The sequence below is a fragment of the Actinomadura verrucosospora genome, assembly GCF_039540335.1.
Taxonomy (GTDB): domain Bacteria; phylum Actinomycetota; class Actinomycetes; order Streptosporangiales; family Streptosporangiaceae; genus Spirillospora; species Spirillospora verrucosospora.
Genome location: NZ_BAABEV010000064.1, coordinates 18508 through 36725 on the forward strand (window position 1 = coordinate 18508; position 18218 = coordinate 36725).

The 18218-nt window shown below is 71.6% G+C and carries 25 protein-coding genes; 13 read left to right on the forward strand and 12 right to left on the reverse strand.

From position 1 onward, the window contains the following. Nucleotides 1–29 precede the first annotated feature (29 nt). Nucleotides 30–1481, reverse strand: coding sequence for a DUF2637 domain-containing protein (locus ABD944_RS39160; protein WP_345186446.1), 1452 nt, complete (start codon nt 1479–1481; stop codon nt 30–32). Then, a complete protein-coding gene (locus ABD944_RS39165) occupies nt 1481–1738 on the reverse strand; it encodes a hypothetical protein (RefSeq protein ID WP_345186449.1) in 258 nt (85 codons plus the stop codon). The genes ABD944_RS39160 and ABD944_RS39165 overlap by 1 nt, the downstream gene beginning before the upstream one ends. A 128-nt stretch (nt 1739–1866) precedes the next feature. On the opposite strand from ABD944_RS39165, the gene ABD944_RS39170 reads away from it, so the two are divergent. The 4 genes from ABD944_RS39170 to ABD944_RS39185 all read left to right on the forward strand — a co-directional run bounded on the left by ABD944_RS39170 (nt 1867) and on the right by ABD944_RS39185 (nt 5299). Then, nucleotides 1867–2679, forward strand: coding sequence for a GntR family transcriptional regulator (locus ABD944_RS39170; protein ID WP_345186453.1), 813 nt, complete (start codon nt 1867–1869; stop codon nt 2677–2679). Then, a complete protein-coding gene (locus ABD944_RS39175; RefSeq protein ID WP_345186455.1) occupies nt 2676–3215 on the forward strand; it encodes a GNAT family N-acetyltransferase in 540 nt (179 codons plus the stop codon). Before ABD944_RS39170 ends, ABD944_RS39175 begins: the two co-directional genes overlap by 4 nt. Before the next feature lie 537 nt (nt 3216–3752). Further along, nucleotides 3753–4460 (forward strand): ParA family protein, encoded by a 708-nt coding sequence (locus ABD944_RS39180; RefSeq protein WP_345186458.1) that lies wholly within the window; start codon nt 3753–3755, stop codon nt 4458–4460. A 2-nt stretch (nt 4461–4462) separates the two neighbouring features. After that, complete coding sequence (locus ABD944_RS39185; protein WP_345186460.1) at nt 4463–5299, forward strand: hypothetical protein; 837 nt, start codon at nt 4463–4465, stop codon at nt 5297–5299. 119 nt (nt 5300–5418) lie between these two features. Here ABD944_RS39185 and ABD944_RS39190 read toward each other — a convergent pair whose 3' ends face one another. The 3 genes from ABD944_RS39190 to ABD944_RS39200 are packed head-to-tail and all read right to left on the reverse strand — an operon-like array spanning nt 5419 to nt 6766. Continuing rightward, nucleotides 5419–6036 (reverse strand): hypothetical protein, encoded by a 618-nt coding sequence (locus tag ABD944_RS39190; RefSeq protein ID WP_345186464.1) that lies wholly within the window; start codon nt 6034–6036, stop codon nt 5419–5421. Then, on the reverse strand, nt 6030–6488 hold the full coding sequence (locus ABD944_RS39195; RefSeq protein WP_345186467.1) for a hypothetical protein: 459 nt from the start codon (nt 6486–6488) through the stop codon (nt 6030–6032). The genes ABD944_RS39190 and ABD944_RS39195 overlap by 7 nt, the downstream gene beginning before the upstream one ends. Then, entirely contained in the window at nt 6485–6766 is a 282-nt protein-coding gene (locus ABD944_RS39200) for a hypothetical protein (protein ID WP_345186469.1), read from the reverse strand. The genes ABD944_RS39195 and ABD944_RS39200 overlap by 4 nt, the downstream gene beginning before the upstream one ends. A 177-nt stretch (nt 6767–6943) precedes the next feature. Between ABD944_RS39200 and ABD944_RS39205 the strand changes: the two genes are divergently transcribed. Then, nucleotides 6944–8197 (forward strand): helix-turn-helix domain-containing protein, encoded by a 1254-nt coding sequence (locus tag ABD944_RS39205; protein WP_345186472.1) that lies wholly within the window; start codon nt 6944–6946, stop codon nt 8195–8197. Here the strand turns inward: ABD944_RS39205 and ABD944_RS39210 are convergent. Beyond that, nucleotides 8184–8885, reverse strand: a complete 702-nt coding sequence (locus ABD944_RS39210) for an HAD family hydrolase (protein ID WP_345186475.1) — start codon at nt 8883–8885, stop codon at nt 8184–8186. The two genes, ABD944_RS39205 and ABD944_RS39210, sit on opposite strands and share 14 nt — an antisense overlap. A gap of 66 nt (nt 8886–8951) precedes the next feature. Continuing rightward, on the reverse strand, nt 8952–9629 hold the full coding sequence (locus ABD944_RS39215; protein ID WP_345186478.1) for a hypothetical protein: 678 nt from the start codon (nt 9627–9629) through the stop codon (nt 8952–8954). Nucleotides 9630–10308: 679 nt separating this feature from the next. Here ABD944_RS39215 and ABD944_RS39220 point away from each other — a divergent pair. From ABD944_RS39220 to ABD944_RS39240, 5 genes are all read left to right on the forward strand, one after another. Next, nucleotides 10309–10536 (forward strand): hypothetical protein, encoded by a 228-nt coding sequence (locus tag ABD944_RS39220; RefSeq protein ID WP_345186481.1) that lies wholly within the window; start codon nt 10309–10311, stop codon nt 10534–10536. A 24-nt stretch (nt 10537–10560) separates the two neighbouring features. Then, on the forward strand, nt 10561–10728 hold the full coding sequence (locus ABD944_RS39225; protein ID WP_345186483.1) for a hypothetical protein: 168 nt from the start codon (nt 10561–10563) through the stop codon (nt 10726–10728). Between the two features lie 13 nt (nt 10729–10741). Next, nucleotides 10742–11428: a hypothetical protein gene (locus ABD944_RS39230; RefSeq protein WP_345186487.1), complete on the forward strand. Its 687-nt coding sequence runs from the start codon at nt 10742–10744 to the stop codon at nt 11426–11428. A 40-nt stretch (nt 11429–11468) separates the two neighbouring features. Continuing rightward, complete coding sequence (locus tag ABD944_RS39235) at nt 11469–11657, forward strand: hypothetical protein (protein WP_345186490.1); 189 nt, start codon at nt 11469–11471, stop codon at nt 11655–11657. A 227-nt stretch (nt 11658–11884) separates the two neighbouring features. After that, nucleotides 11885–12241 (forward strand): helix-turn-helix transcriptional regulator, encoded by a 357-nt coding sequence (locus ABD944_RS39240; protein ID WP_089316974.1) that lies wholly within the window; start codon nt 11885–11887, stop codon nt 12239–12241. Here the strand turns inward: ABD944_RS39240 and ABD944_RS39245 are convergent. The 4 genes from ABD944_RS39245 to ABD944_RS39260 all read right to left on the reverse strand — a co-directional run bounded on the left by ABD944_RS39245 (nt 12238) and on the right by ABD944_RS39260 (nt 14808). Further along, nucleotides 12238–12546 carry a hypothetical protein gene (locus ABD944_RS39245; protein ID WP_345186494.1) on the reverse strand — a complete coding sequence of 103 codons (309 nt, stop codon included), beginning with the start codon at nt 12544–12546 and terminating at the stop codon, nt 12238–12240. The two genes, ABD944_RS39240 and ABD944_RS39245, sit on opposite strands and share 4 nt — an antisense overlap. 116 nt (nt 12547–12662) lie before the next feature. Continuing rightward, the gene (locus tag ABD944_RS39250; RefSeq protein WP_345186496.1) at nt 12663–13193 is read right to left on the reverse strand and encodes a hypothetical protein; all 531 of its coding nucleotides are present in this window, start codon (nt 13191–13193) and stop codon (nt 12663–12665) included. 713 nt (nt 13194–13906) lie between these two features. Continuing rightward, a complete protein-coding gene (locus ABD944_RS39255; protein ID WP_345186499.1) occupies nt 13907–14125 on the reverse strand; it encodes a hypothetical protein in 219 nt (72 codons plus the stop codon). After that, complete coding sequence (locus ABD944_RS39260; RefSeq protein ID WP_345186502.1) at nt 14125–14808, reverse strand: hypothetical protein; 684 nt, start codon at nt 14806–14808, stop codon at nt 14125–14127. Before ABD944_RS39260 ends, ABD944_RS39255 begins: the two co-directional genes overlap by 1 nt. A gap of 211 nt (nt 14809–15019) precedes the next feature. On the opposite strand from ABD944_RS39260, the gene ABD944_RS39265 reads away from it, so the two are divergent. Continuing rightward, a complete protein-coding gene (locus tag ABD944_RS39265) occupies nt 15020–15751 on the forward strand; it encodes a hypothetical protein (RefSeq protein ID WP_345186504.1) in 732 nt (243 codons plus the stop codon). Nucleotides 15752–15841: 90 nt separating this feature from the next. Here ABD944_RS39265 and ABD944_RS39270 read toward each other — a convergent pair whose 3' ends face one another. Then, nucleotides 15842–16363 (reverse strand): hypothetical protein, encoded by a 522-nt coding sequence (locus ABD944_RS39270; RefSeq protein ID WP_345186508.1) that lies wholly within the window; start codon nt 16361–16363, stop codon nt 15842–15844. A gap of 236 nt (nt 16364–16599) precedes the next feature. Here ABD944_RS39270 and ABD944_RS39275 point away from each other — a divergent pair, with 236 nt between their 5' ends. Next, nucleotides 16600–16857 (forward strand): hypothetical protein, encoded by a 258-nt coding sequence (locus ABD944_RS39275; RefSeq protein WP_143227480.1) that lies wholly within the window; start codon nt 16600–16602, stop codon nt 16855–16857. Between the two features lie 326 nt (nt 16858–17183). Continuing rightward, a partial coding sequence (locus tag ABD944_RS39280; protein WP_486303776.1) for a serine/threonine-protein kinase occupies nt 17184–18218 on the forward strand: 1035 nt, incomplete at its 3' end.

The following is an 18218-nucleotide window of genomic DNA, read 5'->3' on the forward strand; positions in this document are numbered from 1 at the left end:
GTTTCGATTGGTTCCGTTCACGTCCGGATTCACGCGTACACCCCCTGTTCCGCGCGCTCAGCGAGGGCGGCTTCAACGATTTCGCCCATGTATGTCCGGGCCGTTCCCTCCGAGGCGAGCCCGGCCGCCGCGTACAGCTCGCGGGCGAGCTCGGCCACGTACGACCTGTCGAGGTACCGCGGGTCGCCCTGCTCACCGAGCCGGGCGTACAGCTCGGCCAGGCGCACCTTCCCCGAGGAGTTCCGCATCACCCGGTCGTAAGCGGTGCGCGCCTGCCGGAGCTCCTGCTCACGGTCAGCCCGCTCGGCAGCCCACCGCCGTTCGACCGCGTCGACCCGCTGAGCCAGAGCCGTGCGCTCGCGCTCGACCTGGCGGAGTTGCTCGGCCGCCCGCGCCCGCTCCTGCTCGACCAGCGCGCGAGCCTCCGCCCGCTCCTGCTCGACCAGAGCGGCGGCCTGCTGCTGCACTTCGCCGGCGGTCTGCTGCGACCACGACCGGGCATCCTCGATCTGCCGCTCTGCCTCCGCCCGCGCCGCGCTGATCTCCTGCTCGGCCCGCTTCCGGGCGGCCGCGATCTCCTCGGCCGCCTCGCGTCGCGTCTGGTCGGCCTCCTGCCGTGCAGCCGCCTTGATCTCCTCGGCCGCCGCGAGGGCCGCCTCACGCGCACGGGCCGCAGCCTCTTCGGCGCTGCCCGCCTGCTCGATGGCCCGATCGGCCCGCAGGCTCGCCGCCGTTCGACCGGGCGCGAGCGGCGCCTCATCCCGGATCCAGTCGAACAGGCCGCCCCACGTCGACCGCCAGGCGATGCACATTCGCGCCAGCCACAGGCCGAGCCGCGCGACCAGCCAAGGCAGGCGCAGGAAGCTGGAGAGCACCGGACTTTCGTCCAGGTCCAGGCCCCGCCGGTTGCTCGCCCAGCGGCGAACCTCCACGACGAAGGACTCCAGCATCCAGGCGAGCGCGATCGGCGCGATGACGGCGACGAGCACGCCCTCCGGCGAGTGCTGGGCGTACATCACCTGCGCGCCCAGCGAGAGCGCGAAGAAGATCAGGACACCGACCCGGGCCCGCACCGACGAGCGGCCCCGCAGTGCCGCGACCAGCGCGACCAGCGCCATGGCGACCCATCCGGCGTCCGGGAGCGCCGCCGTGATCGCGGCGCGGGTGTGGTCTCCCCCGTTGTGCGCGAGAGCGAACAGCCGCTGCGACTCGTAGGCGACGTAGCCGGCGCCGACCAGGGCGCCCGCGATGACCAGGCCCGCAACCGAGAGCAGCGACCCCGAGAGCACATCGCGGCCGCCGTCCTTGCGCTCGGCGCGGGAGGGCCCGGTGTAGGCGTACTGCCGGATCTCGCGGACCCCCGGTTCCGAGCCCCAGGGGGCGCCGGGCGCGAGCTGCCCGCCGTTGACCATGCGCGGCGCGACCTGGTCGAGGTCGGCGCTGTCGCCGCCCTTGCGACGCCATAGGCTTTTGATGCTCATCAGTGCTCCTTGCTGATGTGTCGAGGGCTCGGGACGCTGGTCTTTGGCGGAGTGGCGTCCCGGGCCACCTCTTCGGCGAGGTCTCGCAGCGACGGAAGCGCGCTGTCGAGCGCGGCGTTGACCGCCTCGCCGATCGTCATGTCACGGACCGCCGTGAAGAGCCGGAGACGCCGCTCCACGTCACTGGCGATGCGGGTCGACAACTTCTCGACCAGCGGCGCCGTAGCCGTTGCGCCTGAAAGCCTGGAAGCTGGCATTTCACCTCCCATGGATTGCTGACTCATCTACCTGCGACGTCTTGTATAGAGCAGCTAGAGAACGAAAGTCAACGATCTCTGCGAGAATCTGGCCTAGACAAGCCAGAGGAGACAGCGAAGTGAGTCCAGTGAGCAGAGGCCGAGACGCCGCGCTCGGCGACATCAAGAGCCGCATAGCCGATCGGCTGCGTCAGGGGATCGCGGCCGGGACCTACGGGCCCGGTGACCCCCTGCCCAGTACCAACGAGCTCGCCGCCGACGAGGATGCAGCCCCGATGACGGTCCGGGCGGCCTACGCGATGCTGATCAGCGAGGGCCTGGTGATCAGCGTCCCGCGCAAGGGGTTCTTCGTGCGTGAGACGCTCGCGATGACCTGGCACATGAACGCTTGGCAGGACCCGCGGCGACTGGAGAAGGTTCCGCTCGACGGCTGGACCGCCGACGTCGAGGCCGCGGGTTTCGTCGGTCGGCAGACCATCGAGGTGCGCATGGTCACCGCCGATCACTGCATCGGCGGGCACACTCTCGGCGAGCTCCTGGACCTTCCCGCCGGCGAGCCGGTGGCCGTGCGCGGCCGTGTCCGCTTCATCGGCCGTCCCGAGAACGGAGGCACCGAGCCGGAGTCGATCGCCGATAGCTACTACCCGTACGCGCTGATCCGCGACACCGCGATCACCCGGCCCGAAAGCGTCAACACCGCGGCGATCCTCACCGAGCTCGGCGCCGCGCTGCACCACTACGACGACGAGCTCATCCCCCGCCTCGCCACCCAGGCCGAGGCGCAGCAGCTCCAACTACCGCCCAGCACCGCCGTACTGGAGATCATCCGATCCGGTTACACCAGCGAGGGCCGCCCCGTACTGATCCAGCACATGATTCGCCCCGGGCAGGGAAGCCGCTTCATCTACCACGTCAGCTACCCGGAGACCGACGAGCGATGACCTCCCCCTATGTGCTGCGCCGCGCCGAGGCCGGCGACGTGCCCGCCATGGTCGCCATGCGCCGCGAGGCCGAGCAGTGGCTCGCCGAACGCGGCATCGAGCAGTGGACCGCGAAATGGACGACAGTCGGCGCTGAGAAGCTCGAACGCGCCGCACGCCAGCGCCGCGCGTGGGTACTAGAAGACGCCGGCGCCGTAGTCGCCACGGTGACGCTCGGCGGCCCCGACGAAGATCTGTGGCACGTCGAAGACGGCCCCGCCCTCTACCTCTACAAGCTCATGGTGGCCCGCAGCCACAGCGGGCGAGGCATCGGCGAGATGCTCCTCGATTGGGCATGCGACCAGGCCGCCCGCTACCGCTACCCCGCCCTGCGCCTGGACATCTGGCCGAACAACCACGGACTCGGCGCCTACTACGAGTCCACCGGGTTCCGGCACGTCCGCACCGTCGACGTACCGGGCCGCGACACCGGGCGCCTCTACGAGCGCCCCGCGGCCCACGCCTCCCCGGCCTGCCTCGCCCAGCTCGGCCAGTAGAGGCACACTCCCCCGCCGCGAATCCAACAGAACCCATTGACGGCCTTATCTAGCTGCTCTATACAAGACAGAGCAGAAGTAAAAGCCCGGAGCGTCGACATCCGCCAAGACACCACGCCCCGGGCCTACCTCGAAAGGCAGGACCAGTATGTCCGATCAGCGCACCAGCAGCGGCGGGACGGCCACCACCAGCACCAAGGGCATGTACGGCAAGGGCCTCCCCCACGGCGGCGAGGACCGCAAGGGCAAGGGCAAGTGAGCGCGGGCGCGTGCTGCCCCAACTGCGGGAGCGCCAACTCCGTCAAGTGGCAGGGGCGGGAGGGCCAGGGATCCTCCAGCAAGGATCTCTGGCAGTGCACCCAGGACCGCAAATCGTTCAGCACTCCCGCCCGATGACCGGGGCGTACCGTCCCAGAAGCTGACCAATCTCAGATCCAAATGCGGCCGTCCCCGTCGAGGGGGCGGCCACATCGCTTTGTGGTGGCCTTAGTCATGGGACGTGACCCCTCCCCCGGCGGTCTGGCACTCTGAGTCGCTATGGACGTCGAGATCACGACGATCGCCGCCTGGAAGGGTGGCGTTGGCAAGACAACGCTTGCGTACGAGCTGGCATACCTACTGGATGCCGTGCTCGTTGACTTCGACTGGGACGCCGGCGGCGCCTCCAAAGCATGGGGCTACCGGCACGAGGTCAGGCAGAAGGCGCCTCTGCTGGATGCGCTGGAGTCTGGCCGCACCCCGACGCCGCTGAGCGGCGGCCCCCGGAAACCTGATCTTCTGCCCTCACACCCGGATTTCGCGGTCAACCAGCCCGAGCCGGAGGAGCTCGGCGAGCACCTCAGTCGGTGGGCAGCCGAATGGGGCCGCCCGGTCGTCGCCGACACCCACCCCGGCGGCGGCGATGCGACCTACGGGGCAATGTCGGTGTCCCGGTGCGTGGTCGTCCCCTCCGTCCTGGCGACCAAGGAACTCAGCGCCCTGGAGGGCATGCTCCAAGAGGTCCCGGACTATCCGCTCCTCCTTGTCCCCAACATGGTCAGGGCTCCGAAGGCCAAGCACCGCCGGAGGTTCAGCGAGCTAGCGACCGAAGCGCAGGTTCCGGTCGCAACCCCCATCCCCTGGTGTACCTGGATCCCGGACCGACAGCTCAGAATCGCGATCACGTCGGAGCCGGTCCCTAAACGCGCCGCCGACTACGCGGACAAGGTCCGAGCAGTCGCCGACGCGGTACGGCAGTATTCGTAGCCATGTCGGGACTAGACGACCTTGAAGCCCAGGCCGAGCAACGGCGCCGCACTCGTACGCCGCCGCCGCCGCGCAACCCTCACGGCACGAAGGCGAACGTCCAGCCGAGTGCGGCCGGGCTCGCGTCCCTGACGGCCGAGTCTGTGGCCCGCGCCCTACCGGCGCCCCACGAGCCGACCGCCAGCACGCCGACCCTCGCCGCAGCCGAGCGCAACGAGCTCGGCCGCTGCGAGACGGCTCTCCGCGCGGCAGACGTCGCGTTCTGGATCCGCGGCCGCATGTTCCAGACCATTCGGGACGCCCGGTTGTACCGCGAGACTCACGCGACGTTCGAGGAGTATTGCCTCCAGACCTGGCAGCGCACGGCTCGGCGCGTCAACCAGTTCATCGAGGCGTGGCCGCTCGCCGAGCGGCTCATCCTGGAGTTGGGAACAATTGTTCCCAAGATCAACGAGGGGCAGGTGCGTGCCCTCCTCCCCCTCGCGGACGAACACGGCGACGCCGCCGCCGTCTACCTGTACCGCGCGCTCGTTCAGGCGGACGTCCAGGTGACTGCTGAGGTGATCAAGGCCGTGATCCGGCTACTTCCGGCCGGTCCATGGGACGACGCGAACGCAGACAAGGCCATCGCTGCCTATCTCGACGGCCCGCGCATCCTGCCCGCGGCCAACAAACGCGAGCAGCCCGACCAGTGGGCAACCACCCTCGCCCAGATCACCAAGGGCGTTGACCGACTCGCCGCCGCCGCAGCGGACGACCCCGAGCGCGCCCGCACCGTCGCCGACAGCCTAGAGGCGGCCGCGGCGAAGATCCGCGCTCGCCTCCCACAAGGGGAATAGCTCCGCGGCCGGAATGCCGCCGATCCCATGCAAGCGAAAAGACGGCCCCCGCCGGTGCGTCTCGGCGGGGGCCGTCGCGGGACGGATGCCACGGCAGGGGGTCCGTGGTCCCAGAGGATCTACCCGTCCCGCAGATGGGGGCCCGCGCCGGAGCCGGCGCGGTCGGTGCCGAAACCGAACTCATGACGGCGGCCGCCGTCATGGACGCCGATGGAGCGGAACCGCGCGGCGAGGAGGTCGAGGCGCCGGCGGGCCTCGGGCGCGGGGATCCAGTACCGGGTCGGTGGGATGCCCCACCCGGCCGCCCGGTAGCAGTGATCGGTGTAGTCGCCCGGCTCCCACCGGTACCGCTCGCGGGATGTGGCGTGGGCGAGGGTGATCCGGGTGCGGGTCTGGATCCGGAGCCACACGGTGTACTGCGCGAGGAGCGTGTGCACCATCTCGTCTATCGGCGCGCTGACGGCGATCTCAGCCCCGTACTCGGCCCCTGCGGTCAGCTCGTACAGAGCGGACTTGAGGGCCAGGACCCGCAGGCCCTCAAGGAACAGCGGGGCGCCGTCGTCGGTGAAGTCCCAGCGGACCACGATCCCCACGCCGCCGAGCGTGGACCAGTAGTCCGGGTGGCGGTAGGTCGCCTCCGCGAGGTGGGCCACGTCGGGATCGGCGCGCAGCGCGGCGAGGATCTCGGCCGCGCGGACACCGACCAGGGCGGGCGGGGGCCAGTCGACATTCAGCACGCGCGCCCCCTCCCCTCGCCGAGGCGCTGCGGACCGGCCGCAGAACCACCGGGGACCCAGCCGCCGGCGCGGCCCCGGGCGACGCAAGGCTCAGCCGCCCGGGAGGGCCCGGGGTGGTAACCGTGGCGGTGCGGCCCGCCCGGGTCCGCACCGCCACGGCGGTCAACAAGGCCCCGCCCCCGGGCCTGGGCCTCACGTTCGGCCTCGCGCATGGCCGCCGCCAGGGCCTGCGGGTCGGCGCCGGCGAGCGCGAGCGCCGGGCACGAGGGCCACGCCGCGAACGCCCAGATGCGCCGGGACGCGGGCCCGTACATCACGACCCAGCCCGGCGAGGTCAGCGCGAGCTGCTCGGCCGCCGCCCGGCCCCGCATGAGCGCCTCGCGCTCGGCCTGCCGCCGCCGCGCCTTCTCCCGGGCCGCCTCCCGCGCCGTCTCCGGCGTCCGTCCCCTCACCGGTCCTCACCGCAGTCCGATGCGGCGGCCTCAACCTCGGCGCTGCGGGCCTGGAGGATCTCGCCCTGGAGGACGAGCACGCGGCGCAGCTCGCGAAGGTCGCGTCCGTCCACGGTCTGGCCGACGTTGCCGTGCAGGAGCTCCTTGGGCAGGTGGGTGCGGCGGGTCGCGTACCAGTGCCCGCCGTCGCTCGCCCAGATCGACCAGTCCGGGAACTCCTGCGCGAGCGCCGCGCGCTCAGCGGCCGGAGAGGGAGGGCGTACCGTGCTGCCGGTCATCTGTCATCACCTGCTGTCGGCTCTGGAATCGGGCTCACGAGGACCGTCCCGGCCACGATGGGCTGTCGTGATGTGGTCACCATCAGTGAATCTGTGGCAGCCGCCACATCTCCAGGGGGAGACTGGCGGAGGGCAGGGGAGGGAACCCTCCCCCCGGCGTCGGAAGGTGCATCGCAGGTGACTCCCGGCAGCAAGGAGATCGGGCGGCGCCTGCGCGCGGCCCGGGAGGCGCCGCCGCGGTGGTCGCGTGCGGAGATGGCGCGCCGGTTGCGCACCGCCGCCGACCCTGACGAGCGGGCGCGCCTGCCGCACGTGGCGAGCCTGGCCGACCAGATCAAGCAGTGGGAGGCGGGCAAGTGGGCGCCGTCGGCCCGGTACCGCGAGCTGTACGTACGGGCTACCGGCCGCACCTGGGACGAGCTGTTCGGCGCGGACACCGACGCCCAGCCAGCCCCGCCCGCGGGGGATGCCCATCCTCTGCCGTTGCTGCTGACGCCCCCCTCCGCAGGGGCCGAGTCGTCCCGCCCGCTGACGGTCACCGGGGTCGAGGCGCTGCTCGGAAGGTTGTACCGCCTCGATGACGAGTTCGGCGGGAACGAGCTGTGCCAGGTCATCGAAGGCCAGGTCACGGCAGCGTTCCGGCTGTTCAACGAGGCGGCCCTCAGGATCCAGACCGAGCGCCGACTCCTCACGGCGGTAGCCGGGCTGACCCAGATGGCCGGATGGCTGTCCATCGACGCCACCCGGCACGCCGACGCCTCCCGCTACCTGTCCGCGACGGTGTACGCCGCGCACGAGACTGACGATCTCGGCTTGGCCTCACACGCCATGGGCTACATGAGCTTGCACGCCTTCTACCGCGACCAGCCGCAGCGGGCGCGCACCCTGGCCGATGCCGCCCTCAGCCTCGCCCGCGCCGAAGCCTCCCCCCGCACCCGCGCCGCGCTCCACAACCGGGCAGCCCGCGCGCACGCGCGGCTCGGCGAGGTCAACCCGTGCCGCCGGCAGCTCGACCTCGCCCGTGCCGAGTACGCCTGCGACCAGACCCGCGCCGAGCCGCAATGGACGACCTACGTCAGCCCGGCCGAGATCGCCGCCCAGCGCGGGGCGTGCCTGCTGGACCTGGCACTTCAGAGGATGCTTTCCCCTGCTGAGGCCGTCGCCGCGCTCACCGAGGCGGTTCACCTCGCGGAGACCACCACCCCCGACCACGCCCGCGACATCGCGCACTACAAGACGCGCCTTGCCACGGCTCACCTGCTCCAGGACGAGCCGGAGCAGGCCGCCCGGGTCGCCGGCGAAGCCCACGACCTCGCCACCCGGATCGGGTCGGCGCGCATTGACGAGCGCTTCGCCGAGCTGGTCGCGCGGATGCAGCCCTACGACGTTCCGGAAGTACGGGCGTTGGTGGACCGCGTCACGACCCGCTGACGTCGAGTACCGCCCGTACAACGGCGTCGGTGTCGGCGAGGGACTCAAGGACGAGCTCCGCGCCGGCGGCCCGCAGATCGCTCGCGTCACTGGCCCCGGTAGCCACCGCCACCACCCGGGCGCCTCCCTCGTGCCCGGCCAGGACGTCGTTCGGAGTGTCGCCGACCAGGACCGTGGTGGTGGCGTCGAACGTCTCCCCGTACCGGTCTTCCGCGCGGGCCTGCGCGAGCTTCACCAGGGGCGGCCGCTCGGCGTCGTCCAGGCCGTAGGCGCCCGCCTCGAAGTCCACGAGCCCGTCCAGCCCGAACACCGCCAGCTTGCACACGGCGATCGGGCGCATGTTCCCGGTCAGTACGGACTGGATGACATCGCCGCGACAGGCAAGCGCCTCCAGCGCGGCACGCGCACCCGGCAGGGCCCGCCCGCGCGTCTTGATGTCGTCCTGCCGCGCCGAGAACGCCTCAGCCAGCGTCTCGGCGAACGTCTGCATGAGCTCGTCGGTGGGCTCGATGCCGTGCAGCCGCAGAGTGTCGGCAGTGATCGCCAGATCCGTGCGGCCGGTCATGTCCGCGAGCGTCTCCAGCGGGCGCCGGGTGACCCGGCAGAAGACGTCACCGTAGATCTCATCGCTGAGTTCACCGATGCTGATCAACGTGTGGTCTATGTCCCAGAGCACCAGGGTTCGCACGCACAGATCGTAGAGGCCATGCACGGCCGGTAGCGGGCATACCCCCGTTCCCGTGGCGCGCTCATCTCAGCCGACCGGCACCACGGCGCCGACCAGCCGCCCCGCGCTGGCGGCTGCCGCGAGGCGCTCACCGAGCCGTTCCGGCGCGCCGGAGACGCCGAGGCCCGAGGCGACTAGCAGGACGCAGCCGCCGACCGCCGCGGCCGCAGTCGTCCAGCCGTCCGGGAGGACGAGCTCGCCGTCATACAGTACGGCCCCGTCAGGCTGCGTGAGCTTCAGCCGGTCCGAGCCGAGCGCGACATGCCAGCCGGCGGCCGCGCCCACCTCGGGGAGCCCTGCCAGATCGGAGACCAAGCCAAGGCCCAGGCCGAGTAGATGCGCGGCGACCTGGTCGACGCGCTCGCCGCCGCGGTCGCCGCCGGCGACGGTATCGGCCAGGTCGACCACCAGCAACGGCACGTCACCGGCCAGGCCCGCGATTGCGGTCGCGGGCCGGGGCATCGCGAGCGACTCCTCCAGCCCGGACACCTCCCGGACCCCGTCAGGAACACACCACGGGTGCGCCAGCCGCGCCGCCGTCACCAGGCCCTCGCGCAGGAGCACAACCTCCGCGACGCCGTCCACGGCACCGGCCCCGCCGCATGTGACGCAGGCCCACCCCTCCGCCGCCGAGCGAGCGAGCTGCTCGACGTCGGCCGGGTCGATCTCGCCGACGAGCTCGGGTCCCACATCCACCATCACCACGGCGCACACTCCTCCGGTCAGATCCCGTGTTTCCACGGTAGGGCGCGCACCGGGGCGGGACCCCGCGATTCCCAGCGTGGCCGAGCTCAGACGCCGACAGCCAGCCGTGCGGATGTCCGGCCGCAGACGGGCAGCGGGAAGGACCTCACAGGTTGAGGCCGGCGCCCGGGTGCGGCTCGCCATGGGGCCTGATCAGTCGAAAATGTGTTCGGATACGATGCGCCTGTGCAGGTGGGAACCTTTGGCCCAGGGCCGCGATGGTGCCCCTACGGGCACCGGCTGACGCCCGGGAACGTCCTGGTCGGCTGGTCGCCATGCATCTGCTCCGCGGCCACCGACGCCCGCCGACGAGGACTCTGGGGACACCGGACGTACACATGCTGGGAGTGCCACCAGCACGCGATCACGAGTGTCTGCTACGACCCGCCGCACGTAGGAGGGGGCCACTCGGAGCGCGCCGGCGCCCGCCCTCCCCAAGGCCGCACCCAGCGCGCCGAGCCGGGATACCCGCCCGCCGCCGACGACACCGGCAGCCTCAACGAGGCGTGACGCTCGGCCGACCCCCTAACGGGCATGTCGCGTGTCGCGCGACATCACCGCGATCCGCCGTCGCATCGCATTGCAGTTTTAAAACTGCTACAATGAGGAGGAAGTCAAGCCCCACGAGAGGACGACCCCCGTGACCCTCGCAACGATCACCCTCCTTGCAGCCCTCGCCGCACTGCTGCTCTACCTCGCCCCCCTCCACATGCTCGGCGCCGGCGCCGCGCTCGCCACCCTGCTTCGCCCGGACCTCACGATGACGGCCGGTCACCTGCTCGCCGTCCTGGCCATCACGGCGGCCGCCGCAGTCGCGTGGCGTGAGCTGCGCGACACCGGATGGCGCCTGCTGATGATCCGCAGCTAGTGCAGTTTTAAAACTGGAGTTGCCATGCCGGACAAGCCCCGTCCGCGTCTCGACTGGAGCAAATCCCGCGTCAGCGCCGCGCCGGAGCCGTGCGTGATCTGCGGAAAGCCCGCACTGATGCGCTCGCCGGACCGCGACGTCCCCTGTCACAAGACCTGCGCCGAGCAGTGGCTCGGCGACCACGACCGCTGAGGAGGACCGCCCGATGATGACCGACGCCGACGCCGCTTGGATCCGCGACAACGCGTGGACCCCGGCCATGCGCCGCACGTTCGGCGAGGTCCCCGGATTCTTCGTGGCGTGCGCGTGCCAGTACAGCGGCGCCGAGTGCCGCCACGGCGACCGGTGCCACCGCCGCGAGCCGCTCACGCTCCCGCTCGGCGCCGTCTTCCAGCGCGGCGGGGAGCACGCGGCGATGCACCCCGCGCCCTACCGGCACCCCACGCCGACCGCGACCGGGCCGAAGCGCACCCGGCACGCGCAGGTCTGGTACGCCGACCGCACGTGCCGGTGGGTCTGCGACTGCGAGTGCCACACCGAGGCCGGACGCGCCGCAGTGCTTGCATGGCTGATCAAGACCGGGCTCTATCCCGAGGGCTCCACCGAGGACGAGCTCACGCCGCCCGCCTACCGCGCCTACCGCGCCGAGAAGGCGACCCGGGCCCGCATCACCGCCAGCCGCGAGCGCCGCGAGCGCGCGGCCGCCGAGCAGGCCGCGGCGGCGGCCGCCGCTGACGCCGAGTTCCGCGCCACCCGCACCCGGCGCGAGGCCATCCGGGAATGGGCCGCCGAACACCACTGGCCGATCGGCAAGGGCCGCATCCCGGACGCCGTCATCGAGGCGTACGAGGTCGACCAGGAGGACGGCGCCGGACAGGGCGCCCTGTTCTGACACCACCCGCACACATCCCGCCTACCGAAGGAGCGCGCACGTGATCGGCAGAACCTACCTGGAGCGCGGGCGGCCGGTCGTGGTCCTGACCCGCTGGGGACGCGGCCGCGGACCCCGCAACGTCCTGATCGAGCGGGAGACCGGGGAACGCGTCGTGCGCCCGTTCCGGGGCCTGCGTCGCCCCAAGGAGCCGCCGCGGATCGGCGCCGAGCAGGACGCCCTGTTCTAGGCCGACCACGGCCACGCCAAGCAGTTTTAAACCTGAAAGGAGGGGCGGGGGATGATCTGCGACGAGCAAGAGCTCACGTTCTACCTGGGCACGCACCGGCCCGGATGGCTGCTCACCCGACCGGTTCCACGCGGCGATGGACGCGCCGCAACAGCTCGACCTCATCCACGACACCGAACCCGCCCTATGCTGACAGTTCTAAAACTGCCGACGAGAGGAGCCCCCTCATGGCCGACCGCGACGAGCCGACCGAACGCCGAGGGACAGAGCCCGTCGAGGCCGTCGACCTCGCCGAGCACGCCCAGCAGCTCGCCCAGGCCCGCGCCGCTGGAACGGCAGCGGCGGCCGGGCGCCTGCTCGGCCTGCCCGAGCTGCCCGGGGGAGACGTGTGGGCCGACATCGCCGGAGCGGCCGCCGTGACCGGCATCGCGCCCAAGACCATCAGCGGATGGCTCACCCGCGGGGGGCCCAAGTCGGCCCCGTTCCCCGCCCCGCACCGCTTCCTGTACCGCAACTACTGGCCGTTGTCCGAACTGGAGGACTGGACGGAGGGGTACCGCGCCGAGCAGCAGGCCGGCGCCTAGCTGGTCGGCATCGTGGGGGCGAACAGGTGGCACGCCCGGTGCCGCAGATCCTCGGCCGCGACGATCCGGGCGGCATCGCCGGCGTTCGCAGCCACCGCGCGCCACTCGACGCAGGAGGGACAGCCGGTCACGTAGTCCGGCACCTGGTCGAGATGGTCGGCGACCAGGTGCCGGGCGAGCTCCTCTTGAACCGTCAAGGTGGCGGCCTGCCGCCCCGCGGCGAGGTGCGAGCGGTAGAGCTCGTACAGGTCCACGCAGACCACGCACGCGAGCAGCCAGGCCGGGGGAGTGGGGAAGGGGACCATGCCGGCGACCCTATCCCCGGCTGGAGCCACCGGGCAGCCGCTATGTGACGGGTCGACCCGCGATCCTCGGCAGACAGCGCGGGGCGTCGCGTATCGCTGCGGCCACACTTGCCCGGTCAGAACGGGGGGTCGTCGCTGAAGCCGCCCCTGCCGGTCGCCCATGGGTCGTCGGTGGCAGCGCGGAATCCGGTGCTGCGTCTTGGTGGCTCAGGGTCCTCGTGGTCGAAGTCGATGCCCTGAAATCGAACCCTGCTGACCGACCGGCCGTAGAGAGCGGCGCTCCAGACTTCTCGCATCTGGCTGCGCCGGTCGGTGTCCACCTCCACATTGGACTCCTCTTCCTCGTCCCAGTAGGTGTACTTCACCCTGCGGTCGGGGTCGACGTCGGCCATCCGGCACAGCGCGAGGAAGACAACCTCCACGGTGTGCCATTCGCTGGGCACGGAGCCGTGGAACATCCGGCGGATGGTCTCCCTGCTGGCGGTCCCGTTCTGCTCGCTTTCGGGAAGGCTTTTGACTTGCTCGCTGATCTCTTTCAGCTTGGGGTAGTTCGCGATCTCGCGGTAGTCGAAGAGCAGCTCGACGAAGTTTCGAACCGGCCCGTGCGGCAGGACAGTGAGAGGCGGACTCCGCAGCAGCCTGGGCATCGCTCGTCAGGTTTCCTCACGCTCGTCTCGATATGGACACGCCAAGACTAGCGATGACCACTGACGACACGCATAGACACAGGAAAACAGCAGAAGGCCGCCTAGAGCACGGCGAAGCACATCATTTCCCCAGGAAATCCCAGTTGAGCAAGCACTCCGAGGGGTGCGGAAGGCTGTTGTCAAGCCCGTCCCGAAGTCCTTCGGGCGGGGTCGTGCAGCGCCGACCTCCTGACGGTTTGGTCGCCCATGCGGGAGGCCGGCGCCAACACCCGAGAAGGGACCAGCCTTGACCGGAAAACCGTCCTCGTGCAGCCATCATCCCCCGTCTGGGCGCGGTAAGCGATCTGGGGCAATGTTCCTCATCGGAACATTCGTTGTGGGAGGCGTGATCGCTGTCGCCTTCTGGGTCCCCCAGGAGCAGGCACAACTGATCCTCTCGGTTTTCGCAACGCTGGCCGCGGCCGTCATCACCGGCTGGCTGTCGTCCCGCAGACCGCGCGCCTGACCGGGGGAGCTCCTGCCCGGCCCTGAGGTGTGGCCGGAACTTCTCAGCCCGAGACCGTGCGAAGTTCGAACACGAAGGCGGCCCTGGACCGTCCCCGGTCCAGGGCCGCAGCGAACACCATCGAGTGTCAGGGACCGGGGTCCACCCGTCCCCGCGCCGCCGCCAGCGCTCGCCCCCCGGGCGGCAGGCTCGGCCGCCGCGTGCGCGGCTAGGAGGTCGAGGCGTCGCCGGCGTCGGCCCGTACGCGGACCGGCGGGCCCGCCGGCGTCACCTCCACCACGAGTCGCAGGCCCCCGCCGCGGCGGTTGGGGAGCTCGGTCTCGTCGCCGACGTGCAGCAGGCCGGAGGCCCGCATCAGCGGGAGGAGGAGCTCGGCGACCGCGCGGACCTTGTCCGGGTCGTCGTGCATGATCCGGAGTTGCACCATCAGCGCGCCTCGCCGCTCGCGGTGGGCAGCGTGGCCAGCGGCGACCGGCGCCCCGCAGGCGTCGCGCGCACCGCGTCCAGGTCCACGCCCGGGTGCTCGGCGACGCCGTCCAGGTCGAGGGCCCGGTACAGCGCCACGTACTGCCCGTAGCGTGAGCGCCCCCAGTCGGCCGGCGTCACGACGCCGGCGCGCACGAGGTGCCCGAAGTCGCTCCGCCGGATGCGCAGATAGGCCGCCGCTTCACCGGCGATCATCAACCGCCCGTCCCGCTCGGCCTGCGCAAGCACCGCCGCGGCGTCCGCCCGCCCGGCCAGCGCCTCCAGGGCCCGCCCCCAGTACAGGGGCCGCTCCTTGTACGCGCCGATGACCTGGAGCTGCCCAGTACGGACCAGCTCGCGGACGGCGTCGCCGGAGACCTCGATACCGAGTCGCTCGCCGAGCACCTCCACCGCGCGGCCCGCGCCCATGTCCGGCAGCGCGCCGACCTTCGGCCGCAGCCCGTCCAGCCGCTCGCGGATCCGGTCGGCTGCGTCCGCCGACCAGCGCCCGCCCGCCCGGTCGGGCCCGTCGACCAGGCCGAGGCGCTGCGCTCGCTCCAGCCACCACCAGTGCGGCACGCCCAGGTGATCGGCCAGCTGTAGCGGCCCGAACGACGAGAGCCGCCGCTCCTTCGTCTGCGTCATCACGTACCCCGTTCACCGGCCCGCCGGCAGCCGGGCCGCACTCGCCGGACGACGCCCGCACCGGGCGCCGAGAACGCCCCGAACGTAACCCCCGCAGGCCCCCACCGCAACCGCTTCGCGAACAGGAAATGGCCTCTGAACAGGGAACTTTAAAGTACGTTCTTTAGCTTGGCGATTGACACGTACGTGTCAAAACTGCGAGGATGGAGGCATGACGACGACATCCGCCACCGTCCCGACCGACAGCGTTACCGCGCCGCTGGTCGCCGCCCTGGAACACGTGTGGGCCGCGATCATCCGGCGGCATCCGGACGTGCCGCCGGTCGTGGTCACCCTCGCGTCCGGCACGATCGGCGTCCCCGCGGGGAGCGTGACGCTCGGGCACTTCGCCGGGGCCCGGTGGGAGCACCTGGAGCACGGCGACCTCGCCGAGCTGTTCGTGGCGGGGGAGGGCCTGGCCCGCGGCGCCCGCGACGTGCTCGGCACGCTGCTGCACGAGGCCGCGCACGGCATCGGCCACACCCGCGGGATCCGCAACACCTCCCGCCAGGGCCGCTACCACAACACCGAGTACAAGAAGCTCGCCCAGGAGGTGGGCCTCACCGTCGCCAAGCTCGACCCGATCGGCTGGTCCGACACCCACGTCCCCGACAGCACCGCCGCCGACTACGCGCTTGAGATCGACCAGCTCACCGCCGTGATCCGAGCGCACCGCCGCTCCGAGCACACGGCCCGCATCGTCGCCGCCGGCGGGGGAGCGGGGCAGGACGGCGACGAGCAGGGCGGCGGAGACGACGTGCGCACCAGCAGCAACAACGGCGTGTCCGCGCTGTGCGGGTGCCAGCCGCCGCGGCGTATCCGGGTCGCGCCGTCCGTCCTGGCGCTGGGCGCGATCGAGTGCAAAATCTGCGGAGAGCCGTTCGCCGGCCCGGACGACGAGTGAGCCCAAGGAACGCCCACCGCGCCGCCTACATCGCCGGGACCTGGTGACTTTAAAGTACGTTCTTTGAGGGGGCCGCTCCGCGCGGCCCCCTCAGTGCTGCTCGGCGCCGTCCTGGTCGGGCCACAGGACGCGCCCGAACCCGGCCCGCCAGATCTCGCCCGGCGTGGTGATCTGCGCGGTGAGCTCGTCGTACTCCCGGAGCCGGACCCCGGTCAGCAGGCCCGGGAAGGCGTCGCGGAACTCGCGCAGCTCGTCAATGGGGGAGGAGTGCCAGCAGGCCGCGCGGACCTGCTCGACCAGGCCGACCGGCAAGTTTGCGCCGATGCGCTCGGGCCACCCGGTCGACCGCGACCCGGGCCACCGCCCCGAGATCGCCGTCTCCGGCGCGTCTGGCCACTCGCGATCCCACCCGCGCGCCGCCAGCTCGGCGCGGACGCCGACCGCGAGCACCGCCGCGGCGGTGTCCAGCAGCTCGCCGCGCTCGCGGAGCTCGGCCAGCCACGCCACCCGGGCCACCTTGACCGCAGCACGGCCGGCGGCGCCAAGGTGCGAGTCGTCCCAGCGCGGATCGTCGGCGACCAGAAGCCGCCGGCGCGCCCGCTCCGATGCCACCAGGTCCGCCAGACGCCCCTCAGTCCCCAGCCGCACCCACGCCGCGACACGCACAAGACCTTCCGCCACCGAAAAGCGCCCCCACTTCATTAGAAAGAACGTGCTTTAAAGTTGGCCGGTCAGCGCCATCTTGCCCGCTCAATCCGGAAGCCGCGATACAGGCCGCGACGAAATAGTTACCCGACACGCGCCCAAAGTCCCCAGTGTGGGCCCAGAGATCCGCCATGATCTCCCGCATGGCTACCCCGATCGGCGCACAGCAACGGCGGCAGAAGAAGCGCCGGGCGAACGGCCCCGGCGTGGAGCTCAAGGCGCGCACCTCCCCGGAGACGCGCGAGCTCGCCTCACACGGCGCCGCGGCTCGCAACGTCACGCTTGCTCGCTATATCGAGATGCTGATCGAGGAGGACGAGATCGCTCGTCATCACCAGCGGCAGCACCAACAGGCACAGATGCAGGACGAGCAGGACGAGGCTTCCAAGCGTCGGGCCTAGTACCTCAACGTTTGCCCAGGGAGGGCACCGCATGAGCTGAGCGAGCCAAGCAGGCTCGGAGAAAAGCAAGAGGCCCCAAGCGCAACGGCGTCGGAAACCACACGCGCTCTAGGGCCTCTCCCCAACACCCGGTCCCGACCGGCGGCTTTCTGTTGCCTCGAAACCGGGCCGAACGTCAGGAGCCCAGGATAGCCGACAGCCATGGGCTGAGTCTCCTATGCCCCGATTCGGGCGAGTCGCAGCAGGACAGCGGCTCAGATTCAGCCGAGACGACGACTCACCGCGCCCGCCGCCGGCGACCCCGCCGCGGCCGCCCGGTCCACCACTTGAAGATCCCCGCCCCCGGCATCGGACGGCGCACGGCCGTCGCCCGAGCCCTGGCGGAGCTGGAGGGCTCCCGCCGCGCGGTCACCGTGGCCGAGTGGCTCGACTCACTCGACCAGGACGAGGAGCTCGCCTACGCCCGCGCCGACCGGCGCCGCAACGTCCTGGCCGTGCTCGGCGCGCTCGCCCGCGCCGCCGAGTGGCCGGACATGCCCGGACGCCCCCGCGGCGAGGAGATGACCAGCCGCCCCGGGTGGGCATGGCTCGCCGCCGAGGCCGACGTCTCCCGCTCCACCGTCGCCGCCGTCCTGACGTGGGCCCGACGCCGCGGCCGCCTCGCCGTGGTCGAGACCGGCACCACCCCCACCATCCGGGCCGGGAAGCTCTACCCGCTCCCCGACCCGCACGCCGACCAGGGCAACCGCGCCGCCGTCTACGTGCTCGCCGTCCCGATCCCGCTCCCCGACCAGCCCGACCCCACCGACGCCGAGCAGCCCGCCGCCGCCCTGAGGACAAAACTCGGACCCCTCCCCGCCTCCGTAGGAGCGGGGATCTCTAGCCCCGCGCGCGCAGGTACGCGCGCACGCGAGGAACAGGGCGAAACCCGACAAAACATCAACGAGGCCGGGGGGCTGTGGAAAACCTCGCCCGTGCCGGGTAGCCGCAGCATCCGGCTCGCTGTCGCGGCCGCGATGCGCGCCACTGACAGGACGCTGTCACGGCTGTCCGCGCGGCACCTCCGGCACATCTTCCGCCCCTGGTGGGACGCCGGATGGACACCCAGCGACATCCTTTACGCTGTAAACCACCAGGCCAGCGGCGAGCCCTGGCCCTACGCCTACGCCCCCGGCGACCTGCGGCACGTCGCCGGATGGCTGCGCCACCGCCTCGCCCACTGGCTCGACCCGAACGGCGCGCCCGGCCCCTCGCGCAGCCAGGCCCTCGCCGCAGCCCGCCGCGCCGAGGCCGACCAGCAGGCCCGCCGCACCGCCACGACCCCGCTCGACCTCGGCGGCCAGAAGATCGAGCCCGGCGAC

What these genes read in the sequence shown, in the direction of transcription:
- ABD944_RS39160 (WP_345186446.1), bottom strand. Translation starts at nt 1,481, where the DNA reads ATGAGCATCAAAAGCCTATGGCGTCGCAAGGGCGGCGACAGCGCCGAC.
- ABD944_RS39165 (WP_345186449.1), bottom strand. Translation starts at nt 1,738, where the DNA reads ATGCCAGCTTCCAGGCTTTCAGGCGCAACGGCTACGGCGCCGCTGGTC.
- ABD944_RS39175 (WP_345186455.1), top strand. Translation starts at nt 2,676, where the DNA reads ATGACCTCCCCCTATGTGCTGCGCCGCGCCGAGGCCGGCGACGTGCCC.
- ABD944_RS39180 (WP_345186458.1), top strand. Translation starts at nt 3,753, where the DNA reads ATGGACGTCGAGATCACGACGATCGCCGCCTGGAAGGGTGGCGTTGGC.
- ABD944_RS39185 (WP_345186460.1), top strand. Translation starts at nt 4,463, where the DNA reads ATGTCGGGACTAGACGACCTTGAAGCCCAGGCCGAGCAACGGCGCCGC.
- ABD944_RS39200 (WP_345186469.1), bottom strand. Translation starts at nt 6,766, where the DNA reads ATGACCGGCAGCACGGTACGCCCTCCCTCTCCGGCCGCTGAGCGCGCG.
- ABD944_RS39225 (WP_345186483.1), top strand. Translation starts at nt 10,561, where the DNA reads ATGCCGGACAAGCCCCGTCCGCGTCTCGACTGGAGCAAATCCCGCGTC.
- ABD944_RS39230 (WP_345186487.1), top strand. Translation starts at nt 10,742, where the DNA reads ATGATGACCGACGCCGACGCCGCTTGGATCCGCGACAACGCGTGGACC.
- ABD944_RS39240 (WP_089316974.1), top strand. Translation starts at nt 11,885, where the DNA reads ATGGCCGACCGCGACGAGCCGACCGAACGCCGAGGGACAGAGCCCGTC.
- ABD944_RS39245 (WP_345186494.1), bottom strand. Translation starts at nt 12,546, where the DNA reads ATGGTCCCCTTCCCCACTCCCCCGGCCTGGCTGCTCGCGTGCGTGGTC.
- ABD944_RS39250 (WP_345186496.1), bottom strand. Translation starts at nt 13,193, where the DNA reads ATGCCCAGGCTGCTGCGGAGTCCGCCTCTCACTGTCCTGCCGCACGGG.
- ABD944_RS39255 (WP_345186499.1), bottom strand. Translation starts at nt 14,125, where the DNA reads ATGGTGCAACTCCGGATCATGCACGACGACCCGGACAAGGTCCGCGCG.
- ABD944_RS39260 (WP_345186502.1), bottom strand. Translation starts at nt 14,808, where the DNA reads ATGACGCAGACGAAGGAGCGGCGGCTCTCGTCGTTCGGGCCGCTACAG.
- ABD944_RS39265 (WP_345186504.1), top strand. Translation starts at nt 15,020, where the DNA reads ATGACGACGACATCCGCCACCGTCCCGACCGACAGCGTTACCGCGCCG.
- ABD944_RS39275 (WP_143227480.1), top strand. Translation starts at nt 16,600, where the DNA reads ATGGCTACCCCGATCGGCGCACAGCAACGGCGGCAGAAGAAGCGCCGG.